At 54.0% G+C, this 565-nt stretch carries 1 rRNA gene; it reads right to left on the bottom strand.

Features of this window, described 5'->3' with window-relative positions:
* Positions 1–565 (bottom strand): 23S ribosomal RNA (locus tag ACFFUV_RS23740); the annotation flags it as partial.

The raw sequence follows: 565 nt of genomic DNA, 5'->3' as shown, positions 1-565 counted from the left end.
GCCGACATCGAGGTGCCAAACACCGCCGTCGATATGAACTCTTGGGCGGTATCAGCCTGTTATCCCCGGAGTACCTTTTATCCGTTGAGCGATGGCATTCCCACTTAATACCACCGGATCACTAAGCCCTACTTTCGTACCTGCTCCACCCGTCGGTGTCGCAGTCAAGCTCCCTTCTGCCTTTGCACTCTTCGAATGGTTTCCAACCATTCTGAGGGAACCTTTGGGCGCCTCCGTTACCCTTTCGGAGGCGACCGCCCCAGTCAAACTGCCCATCTGACACTGTCTCCCACCACGATCAGTGGTGCGGGTTAGAGTGGCCATAACGGAGGGGTAGTATCCCACCAGCGCCTCCATCGAAACTAGCGTTCCGATTTCTACGGCTCCTACCTATCCTGTACATGCGGTACAGACACTCAATATCAAACTACAGTAAAGCTCCATGGGGTCTTTCCGTCCTGTCGCGGGTAACCTGCATCTTCACAGGTACTAAAATTTCACCGAGTCTCTCGTTGAGACAGTGCCCAAATCATTACGCCTTTCGTGCGGGTCGGAACTTACCCGA

Origin of the sequence: Vibrio olivae, assembly GCF_042428525.1 — a bacterium.
Taxonomy (GTDB): domain Bacteria; phylum Pseudomonadota; class Gammaproteobacteria; order Enterobacterales; family Vibrionaceae; genus Vibrio; species Vibrio olivae.
This window is presented reverse-complemented; position numbering and strand designations above follow the sequence as displayed.